Annotated in this window: 11 protein-coding genes and 1 pseudogene; 2 read left to right on the top strand and 10 right to left on the bottom strand. The window is 65.0% G+C overall.

Going from position 1 to position 9211, the window contains the following annotated elements:
- A pseudogene (locus AX735_RS25645) lies at nt 1-318 on the bottom strand (hypothetical protein); the annotation flags it as partial.
- Entirely contained in the window at nt 315-2078 is a 1764-nt protein-coding gene (locus AX735_RS05080) for a copper resistance system multicopper oxidase (RefSeq protein ID WP_066276649.1), read from the bottom strand. The gene AX735_RS05080 and the pseudogene AX735_RS25645, both read right to left, overlap by 4 nt.
- A gap of 74 nt (nt 2079-2152) precedes the next feature.
- Between AX735_RS05080 and AX735_RS05085 the strand changes: the two genes are divergently transcribed.
- The gene (locus tag AX735_RS05085; protein WP_066276652.1) at nt 2153-2425 is read left to right on the top strand and encodes a metal-sensitive transcriptional regulator; all 273 of its coding nucleotides are present in this window, start codon (nt 2153-2155) and stop codon (nt 2423-2425) included.
- Nucleotides 2422-3168 (top strand): glutaredoxin family protein, encoded by a 747-nt coding sequence (locus AX735_RS05090; RefSeq protein ID WP_066276656.1) that lies wholly within the window; start codon nt 2422-2424, stop codon nt 3166-3168. The genes AX735_RS05085 and AX735_RS05090 overlap by 4 nt, the downstream gene beginning before the upstream one ends.
- Before the next feature lie 7 nt (nt 3169-3175).
- On the opposite strand, the gene AX735_RS05095 is transcribed toward AX735_RS05090, so the two are convergent.
- The 8 genes from AX735_RS05095 to AX735_RS05130 all read right to left on the bottom strand — a co-directional run.
- A complete protein-coding gene (locus tag AX735_RS05095) occupies nt 3176-3454 on the bottom strand; it encodes a hypothetical protein (RefSeq protein WP_066276659.1) in 279 nt (92 codons plus the stop codon).
- Nucleotides 3444-4493 (bottom strand): chemotaxis protein CheB, encoded by a 1050-nt coding sequence (locus tag AX735_RS05100; protein ID WP_066276666.1) that lies wholly within the window; start codon nt 4491-4493, stop codon nt 3444-3446. The genes AX735_RS05095 and AX735_RS05100 overlap by 11 nt, the downstream gene beginning before the upstream one ends.
- Nucleotides 4494-4530: 37 nt before the next feature.
- The gene (locus tag AX735_RS05105; RefSeq protein ID WP_023836565.1) at nt 4531-4968 is read right to left on the bottom strand and encodes a chemotaxis protein CheW; all 438 of its coding nucleotides are present in this window, start codon (nt 4966-4968) and stop codon (nt 4531-4533) included.
- Nucleotides 4969-4998: 30 nt separating this feature from the next.
- On the bottom strand, nt 4999-5379 hold the full coding sequence (locus AX735_RS05110) for a response regulator (protein ID WP_081096883.1): 381 nt from the start codon (nt 5377-5379) through the stop codon (nt 4999-5001).
- A gap of 16 nt (nt 5380-5395) precedes the next feature.
- On the bottom strand, nt 5396-5938 hold the full coding sequence (locus AX735_RS05115) for a chemotaxis protein CheD (protein WP_066276674.1): 543 nt from the start codon (nt 5936-5938) through the stop codon (nt 5396-5398).
- Nucleotides 5938-6975, bottom strand: a complete 1038-nt coding sequence (locus AX735_RS05120) for a protein-glutamate methylesterase/protein-glutamine glutaminase (RefSeq protein WP_066276669.1) — start codon at nt 6973-6975, stop codon at nt 5938-5940. Before AX735_RS05120 ends, AX735_RS05115 begins: the two co-directional genes overlap by 1 nt.
- Nucleotides 6972-7841 (bottom strand): CheR family methyltransferase, encoded by an 870-nt coding sequence (locus tag AX735_RS05125; RefSeq protein WP_066276671.1) that lies wholly within the window; start codon nt 7839-7841, stop codon nt 6972-6974. Before AX735_RS05125 ends, AX735_RS05120 begins: the two co-directional genes overlap by 4 nt.
- On the bottom strand, nt 7838-9211 hold a 1374-nt coding region (locus tag AX735_RS05130; RefSeq protein WP_202189503.1), incomplete at its 5' end, for a chemotaxis protein CheA. The genes AX735_RS05130 and AX735_RS05125, both read right to left, overlap by 4 nt.

The raw sequence follows: 9211 nt of genomic DNA on the forward strand, positions 1-9211 counted from the left end.
GTCGGGGCCGGGTGAGGCAGCCGCAGGCTCCGGCGCGCCGTGGCCCATGGCAGAATGATCCATGGTGCTGTGGTCCACCGCCCGCTGATCCGACGCCCCGTGATCCATCTCGCCATGGTCCATCGTGCCATGGTCCATGCCCTGATGCGGGTCGGCGGGCTCGGCTTTTTCCTGCGCTTGAGGATCCTGGTGACCGGCATGCGGGCCTGCAGCCTGATGGTCGCCATGCCCCTGATGCGGCTGCGCCAGCGCCGGACTGGCGAGCGCCGGGCTGGCGAGCGAGATCAGCGCGGCGGCGACGAGTGCCTCGCGCCTCACGCCGCGCGCTCCGGCCCGGCGACGGTCACGGTCTGCATCATGCCACCGTGCATGTGATAGAGCAGGTGACAGTGGAAGGCCCAGTCGCCCGGCTCGTTGGCGGTGAGGTCGAACTGCGCGCTCGCGCCCGGCTGAACGATCATCGTGTTCTTGCGCGGCTGCAGCGCTGCCGACTGGCCGTTGACCATCTCGAAGAAGAGCCCATGCAGATGGATGGGGTGCGCCATCATCGTGTTGTTGACCAGCTTCACCCGCACGCGCTCGTTCCAGGCGAAGCGGATCGGCACGTCGCTCACCGCTGAGTACATGCGCCCGTCGAACGACCACATATAGCGTTCCATGTTGCCGGTAAGGTGCAGTTCGAGCAGCCGGGTCGGCTCGCGCGCTTCGGGATTGGGTTCGGCCGCCGCGAGCATGCGATAGTTGAGCACGCGGTGCGGCACATCGCGCAGGCCAAGGCCCGGATCGCCCATCTTGTCGACCGGCGCCATCGAGACCATGTCGATGCCGGGGCCGACCTTGACGTCGGGCGGCAGCAGCGTGGTGTCGCGCATCTTCATGCCCTGCATGCTCATGCTGCCCGAGCCATGGTCCATCGAACCGTGATCCATGGAACCGTGATCCATTCCGTTGCCATGGTTCATGCCCATGTCGCCCATGGTCAGCAGCGGCGGATCGCGCAGTGCGGGCACCTCGGCACGCAGCCCCGGCGCGCTCGCTAGCGTCGCGAGCGCCATGCCCGACCGGTCCATCGATTCGGCCACGATGCTGTAGGCAGGCGCGGAACCCGGCTCGAGGATCACGTCATAGGTCTCGGCCGTGCCGATCTGCAGTTCGTCGACCTCGACCGGGCGCACGCGCTGGCCGTCGGTCGCGATCACGGTCATCGGCAGGCCGGGGATGCGGATGTTGAAGAAGGTCATCGCCGCGCCGTTGATGATGCGCAGGCGGATGCGTTCACCGGCCTTGAACAGATATTCCATGCCCTCTTTCGGGCCGCGCCCATTGGCGAGGAAGGTATAAGTCTTGCCGCCGATATCGGCGATGTCGGTGGGCATCATCCGCATCTGGGCCCACATCCGGCGCTCTTCGCCCGACATCGGATAATCGTCGGTCCATGTATTCTGTTGCCGGTTGAAAAAGCCCTCGCCGGTGCGCAGCCGCTTCATGATGAAATGCGGGTCGAGCGTGGTGAAATCGCTGACCAGCAGGATATAGTCGCGATCCACCGCGATCGTTTCGCCGCCCTTCGGCTCGATGATCAGCGGGCCGTAATGGCCCGATTGTTCCTGCAGCCCCGAATGGCTGTGATACCAGTAGGTGCCCGACTGGCGCACGGGGAATTCGTAGGTGAAGGTCTCGCCCGGCCTGATCCCCGGAAAGCTGATGCCCGGCACGCCGTCATACTGGAACGGCACCAGCAGCCCATGCCAGTGCACCGAGCTGTCGACATCGAGCGTATTGGTGACATTGAGGCGAACAGTATCGCCTTCGGTCAGGCGGATCAGCGGTCCCGGCACGCTGCCGTTGACCGCGATACCCGGGCCGCGCCGCCCCTGGACGATGCGATGGCCGCTGCCGATCGAGAGATTGACCTCAGGCCCGCGCACCTCGTCGAAGCCGGCAGGAATGCGCGGGCCGCCGCGCCCATGGCTTCCGCCGTGCATGCTGTGGCCCTGCGCCCAGGCGGGCATGGCGGCCAGGCCGAGGCCGCCGCCGATGCCGGTCAGGATGGATCGTCTGGAAAAATCTCTGCGCATGGTTCTTGCTTATCCTCTGCGGCGCACATACTATACCCCCCTATGGTATGCAACGCCATTTTGGAGGGACCAGCATGGCCAAGGACAGAACCGCAATCCTCAACCGCTTGAAACGCATCGAAGGTCAGGTGCGCGGCATCGCGCAGATGGTCGAGCAGGACCGGTATTGCATCGACATTCTCAACCAGATGCAGGCGGTGAAGGCGGCGCTCTCCAAGGCCGAGAGCGAGATCCTCAAGGATCACGCCGCGTGCTGCGTGTCGGAAGCGATCGCATCGGGCGATGCGGCCGAGCAGCGGATCAAGTTCAACGAGCTGATCGAGCTGTTCGAGAAGGTCAAGAAATGACCGCGCGCAAGACCGCCGTGCTCCATCGCATGGTGATGGATAAGCATGTCTGCCCCTATGGCCTCAAGAGCAAGTATCTGCTCGAGAGCCAGGGCTACGCGGTCGAGGATCACTGGCTGACGACGCGCGAGGAGACCGATGCGTTCAAGGCGAAGCATGGGGTCAAGACCACGCCGCAGACCTTTATCGACGGGTCAAGGATCGGGGGGAATGACGATCTGCGCCGATATTTCGGCAAGAAGGTGAAGGACGCGGATGCGGTTTCCTATGTGCCTGTGATCGCGCTGTTCGCGATGGCCGCGCTGATGGCGGGCGCGATCAGCTGGCTGACCATGGGCAGCTTGCTGTCGGTGATGACGATCGAGACGTTTATCGCAGTGGCGATGTGCCTGCTTGCGGTGCCCAAGCTGCAGGATGTCGATGCGTTCGCGACGATGTTCCTGAGCTATGACCTGCTGGCCTGGCGCTGGCTGCCTTATGCCTATATCTACCCGTTTGCCGAAGGGCTCGCCGGGGTGCTGATGCTCGCGCGGGCGCTCGACTGGGTGTCGATCCCGGTCGCGCTGTTCATCGGTTCGGTGGGCGCGGTGTCGGTCTTCTACGCGGTCTATGTGCAGAAGCGCGACATCAAGTGCGCCTGTGTCGGCGGCAGCTCGCGCGTGCCGCTGGGCTTCGTCTCGCTCACTGAGAACGTCATGATGGTCGCCATGGCGCTATGGATGGCCAGCGGCGCCGCCATGTGATCCGGCGTCAGGCCTCCGGCGCGTGGCCGCTGCTGACGGGGCGGTAGGCGCTGGCGATCCATTCGAGCCGGCAATTGGCGAGCGACTGCGACAGGTCCTCCGATTCCAGGATCTCGGCGATCGCGACCTGACGCTGCGCCAGCAGGTCGATGTCCTGCAGCAGCGTCAGGTTGCGGATAGCCGTCTCCTCGTCCTGGCAGAGCGACGAGCCGACCTGTTCGGTCAGATGCCCGGTAGAGCGCAGCAGATCGGCAATGACGCGCAGGGCCGTGCGGTCATGCAGCATTCTGCGTCGCCTCGTCGGGCGGGCACAGACGTGCACCGAATTCCGCCGGGGGCACGAAGTTCATGATGCCCTTGGCGATGGCGGCGCCGATCATTTCGGGGATCAGCGCGGTGTCGGGCGACTGCAACAGGCAGGTGCCTTCCGCGGCACGCAGCGCGCCCATGCCCGCGGCGCCATCTTCGCCACCGCCCGAGAGCAGCAGGCCGACACCCTTGGCACCGACGGTCTTGGCGAGCGATGCCATCAGCAGGTCGGCTGACGGACGCGCACCGTTGACGGGATCGCGTTCGACCAGGCGGATGCGGCCATTGGGCCAGCTGTCGATCACCACATGATAGCGCGGATCGACCGCGACATGGATGATGCCCGGTTCAAGCAGTGCGCCGTCTTCGGCGATCTTGATCTGCGCGCGGCAGTCCTTGTTGAGATTGGCCGTCAGCGAGGCCGAGAGCGCCTCGTCGATCGCCAGCGACACGATGGTCGGTGGGCAGTTGGTCGGCAGGCTGGTGACCGCCACGGTGGCCGGGTCGATCGAGCCCATGCCGCCCGCGATCGCGATGACCTGGCCGTTCCAGCGATAGTTGAACGAGGCGCTGAGATCGACCGCGTCCTTGGCCTTGGCGCGCGCTTCCAGATTGGTGCGCGCAGCGGTCAGCACAGTCTTGCACAGCTTGCCCGAGATCTTGGCGAATTCTTCCGCCGTCGCCTTTTGCGGCTTGGGGAAGCAGTCGACCGCGCCCAGCTCGATCGCGCGGAGCGAGATGTCCGCGCCCTTCTGGGTCAGCGTGGAGAGCATGACCACCGGAATGGGGCGCTCGGCCATCAGCTCGGCGAGGAAGTCGATGCCGTTCATGCCGGGCATTTCGACGTCGAGCGTCAGCACGTTGGGGCGAAGTTCGGCGATCAGCTCGCGCGCCTCGATGACGTCGCGGGCAGCGCCCAGCACCTCAATATTCTTGTCCTTTTCCAGCGCGCTGGTGAACAGCGCACGCATGGTGATGGAATCATCGACAATCAGGACACGGGCGGCGGCAGTCATTGGTTTGACCCTTCAGTTACGGGAAATCAGGCTGCGATCAGGCAGCGTCGGCATATTCGATTTCATGGGTGAGGGCGACGAGGTCGAGCACCATCACCATGCGGTCGTCGAGCGAGGCAAGCCCTTCGAGGAAGGGCAGCACCGAATCGCCCGTGGTCGGCGGCGGCTGCAGCGCGCTCTGGTCGAAGGTCACGATATCGCGCACCGCATCGACGATCATGCCCTTGAGCTGCCCGTTGACCTCGGTGACGATGATGACGTGCCGCTCGCCGGGCTTGGACTTGTTCCAGCCCAGGCGCGCCGCCAGATCAATCACCGGCAGCACGATGCCGCGCAGGTTGACGACGCCGGCAACGTAATCGGGCACGCGCGGCAGGCGGGTGGTGGGCGACCAGGCGCGGATTTCGCGGATGCCCATGATGTCGATTCCGAAGGTCTGGCCTTCGACTTCAAACGTGATCAGCTGACGGTTCATTTCTCTTCCCCCAACAACAGGCTAGCAGGATCAGTGCGTGACGCGGCGGACGGCAGCCGCGAGCTTCACAGCGTCGAACGGCTTCACGATCCATCCCGTCGCACCGGCCCGGCGCGCCTGTGCCTTCTTTTCCTCGGACGCCTCGGTCGTCAGCACCAGGATCGGGCGATTCTCGTGAATCGCGCCCTTGCGCAGGTGCTCGATCAGGCCGAAGCCGTCCATGCGTGGCATGTTGATGTCTGTAATAACGACATCGCACTCGTTCTCCTTAAGCCAATCGAGCGCGGAAACGCCGTCATCGGCCTGGTCGACATGGAATCCCTCCGCCGTCAGCGCATGCTTGAGCAGCGCGCGCATGCTGGGACTGTCGTCCACCGTCAGAATGCGGGTCTTTTCTTGAGCACAGGTCATCTTCGGGGTCCTTCTCTCAGAACAGCTCAATATCGCCGTGATCTTCACGAGGCTTGGGTGTGGGCAGGTCTTTCGGAGCCTGCGAGTTGTCGACGATGCGGCAACGCGCCTGGCCATGATAAGGGCGGAAATCGACGCGGCGGGCGGACGGGCCGCCGACCGACTGGCTGACCAACGGAATCCCCTCCGCCTTGAGGAACGAGGTCGCGAATTCGGCATTGGCCGTGCCGATCCAGCTCATGCCGCTGGACATGTTGGCGCCGCCATAGAGATGCGCGCGCAGCATGCGGCGGTCCGCGCCATAAGCCAGCATCTCGTTGATCAGCACTTCCATCAGGTACACGCCATAATGTTCGTCGAGCCCGGAATCGTTGCTCGGGCTGGCGAGCAGGAAATGGTTCATGCCGCCGATATTGTTCGAGGCGTCGTACAGGCAGCACGCGATGCAGCTGCCCAGCACGGTGGTCAGCTCGAGCCTGGGATCGCCGCTCACCCGCGCCTGGCCCTGCATGACCATCAGGCGCACCCGCTTGTGCTTGGAAAAGTCGATGGTTTCCATCAGCATAGCGCGACCCCTCCGAAGGCGACCTGCGCGATGCGATGGATCGGCGCGACCACACTGGCGGCGCCCAGCGCGATCGCCGCGCCTGGCATGCCGAACACGACCGAGGTCGCCTCGTCCTGCGCAATGGTCATTGCGCCGCTTTCGGCCATGGCGAGCAGCCCGTGCGCGCCGTCATTGCCCATGCCGGTGAGCTGGATGCCGATGGCGTCGGCGCCCAGATTTTCCGCGACCGAATGGAACAGCACATCGACGCTGGGGCGATGGCCGCTGACCTTCGGGCCGGGCCGCGCGCGGACATACATGCCCGAATTGCTGCTGCCGCGCACTTCCAGATGCCGTTCGGTGCCGGGCGCGATATAGACATGGCCTGCACGCACCGGCAGGTCGGGCTCGGCGATCATCACCTTGGGCGCGCAGACCGAATCGAGACGGCGCGCGACGGCTTCGGCAAAGGCGCCGTTGATATGCTGCACCACCATGGTGGGCGGGCAATCGGCGGGGAACTGGCTCAGCAGCACGTGCAGCGCTTCCACACCGCCGGTCGATGCGCCGATCGCGATCAGCCGGGTCTGCGCCGATCCCAGCGTCTGGCGCGGGGCCGGGGCAGGGCGGGCACGGTCATGCGCCTGCACCTTGGCCTGGGCAGCGTTGCGGATCATCTCGGCAAGGCGACCCTGATCGGACACAAGGATATTGCCGGCAGCGCCGCTGGGCTTGGCATAGCATTCGACCGCGCCGATCTCGAGCGCGCGCACCGTCATCGCCGAGCCGCTTTCCGCCAGGCCCGACACGATAACGACCGGCGTCGGGCGCAGCGTCATCAGCTTTTCGAGGAATTCCAGGCCGCTCATCCCCGGCATCTCGATGTCGAGCGTGACGACATCGGGGTTGAGCGCCTTGATCATGCTGCGCGCCTCGCGCGCGTCGACCGCCGTACCCACGACCTGGATGTCCGCAGCCGGGCGCAGGGCCTCGACCAGCAGCGCACGCATGGTGGGAGAATCATCGACGATCAGGACACGAATGCTCATGCGCCCTCCTTAAGGTAAATAGTCTTACCGATTTGCGTAAGACGGGCAGCGGCAGGGCCAATAACGCGCTCGCTATGGCCGATGTACAGATGCCCGCCGGGCAGCAGCTGATCTGCAAACCGGGCCACCAGCCGTTCCTTGGTCGGCTGGTCGAAATAGATCATGACGTTGCGGCAGAAGATCACGTCGAACTGACGCTTCATCGGCCAGTCATGCAACAGGTTGAGCCGGTTGAAGCTCACCAGGTTGCGCACCTGGGGGTTGATCGTGGTGGTGGCGCCGCTCGACTGGGTCCACAACCGGCGCAGTTCGGCGGGCATCGCAGAGATATTCTCGGTCGAATAGCTCGCTGCACGCGCGGTATTGAGCACATTGTCGTCCAGATCGGTCGCCAGGATGCGCAGATCGGTGCCCGCCAGCGTCGCCGCCATGCGCGGGTCCTCGCCCAGGATCGTGGTGACGATCGACCAGGTTTCCTCGCCGCTCGAGCAGCCCGCCGACCAGATGCGCACCGGCTGGCCCTTGCGCGCCTTGGCGATCAGCACCGGGGCCACTTCCTCGCCCAGATGCTCGAAATGATGGTCTTCGCGGAAGAAATAGGTGTGGTTGGTGGTCAGCGCGCAGATCACCCGGCGCAGCTCTTCCTCATTGCCCTTCAGCGAGGCGAGATAATCGGAAAAGGTGGTGAAGCGCGATTCGCGCACCAGCGGGGCCAGGCGCGAATAGACCAGCATCGACTTGGCCGGGACCAGCACGATACCCGCAGTTTCATGCGCCAGCCGCTGAACGGTGGCGAAATCCTCCGGCGAGTAGACGGCCCGGCTGATCCCCGGCAGCGTCTCGAAAGAGAGGGTCTGCGCGTTCACGCAACCTCCCGATAGCTCTGCGTGCCCGCTTCGGCAGCGACCAGGCCATCGACATCGACGATCAGTGCCACGCGGCCGTCACCCAGAATGGTCGCGCCTGCGACGCATTCGACCGAGCGATAGTTTGCGTTGAGGCTCTTGATGACGATCTGGCGCTGGTCGACGATCGAATCCACCAGCAGCGCAGCCTGGCCGGCCAGCTCGGTATCGACGATGATCAGCACGGCCTCGGTCGGATCGTTGATCTCGCCATCGAGGTCGAGTGCACGCGCGATATTGACCACCGGGATGAACCGGTCGCGCGCCTTGAGCATCAGGCGGCCGTTGCCAAGGCGGTGGATCTCGCCTTCGCCCGGACGCAGGTTTTCGACGATGTGCGACAGCGGCAGCACCAGCGTCTGCGAACCCACCGTGACGGTCATGCCGTCGGCGATGGCGAGCGTCAGCGGCAGCGTCAGGATGAAGCTGGTGCCCGCGCCGGGCTCGGTTTTCACCGTGATGCGACCGCCCAGATCCTTCACGTTCTGACGGACAACGTCCATGCCGACGCCGCGTCCCGAGATGCTCGAGACCGTTTCGGCGGTGGAGAAGCCGGGTGCGAAGATCAGGTTGTTGATCTCGTCTGCCGACAGGTTGGCGTCGGGGGCGACAAGGCCCTTTTCGACGGCCTTCTTGAGCACCTTGGCCTGATCGATCCCGCGACCGTCATCCTCGATGCGGATGAGGATGCGGCCCGAACGCTGCTCGGCCGAGAGCTTGAGCGTGCCATCGGGGCTCTTGCCGTTCGCGGTGCGCGTGGCCGCGTCCTCGATGCCATGGTCGGCGGCATTGCGGATGAGATGGGTCAGCGGATCGCCAAGGCGCTCGATGATCGTCTTGTCGATTTCGGTCGTCTCGCCCGAGACTTCCAGGTTGATGTTCTTGCCGGTACTCGCCTGCAGGTCGCGCAGCAGACGCGGAACGCGGCTGAACACGGTGCTGATCGGCTGGGCGCGGATCGCCATTGCGCGTTCCTGCACATCGCGGGTCAGCGATTCGAGCATGGCGAGTTCGCTGCTGTTGCGCATGCCATAGGTCGACATCTGCTGGCCCAGCATCGCCTGCGCGATCATCATCTCGCCGACGGTGTCGATCAGCTGATCGAGCTTGCGCAGATCGATGCGCACCGATTGCGAAACCGGCGCGGCAGGCGCCGCCGGAGCGGGCTGCGACGAAACGAGCGCGGGCTTGGGCGTCTCGGTCTTTTCGGCGGGAGCGGCAGCGGCTTCCACGGGGGCAGCGGCAGGCGCAGTCGGAGCCGCGGCAACGGGCGCTGCTGCCGGTGCAGGAGCAGGTGCAACAGCGACGGGCTCGGGTGCGGCGACCGGGGG

The sequence above is a fragment of the Blastomonas sp. CCH1-A6 genome (assembly GCF_001556365.1).
Taxonomy (GTDB): domain Bacteria; phylum Pseudomonadota; class Alphaproteobacteria; order Sphingomonadales; family Sphingomonadaceae; genus Blastomonas; species Blastomonas ursincola.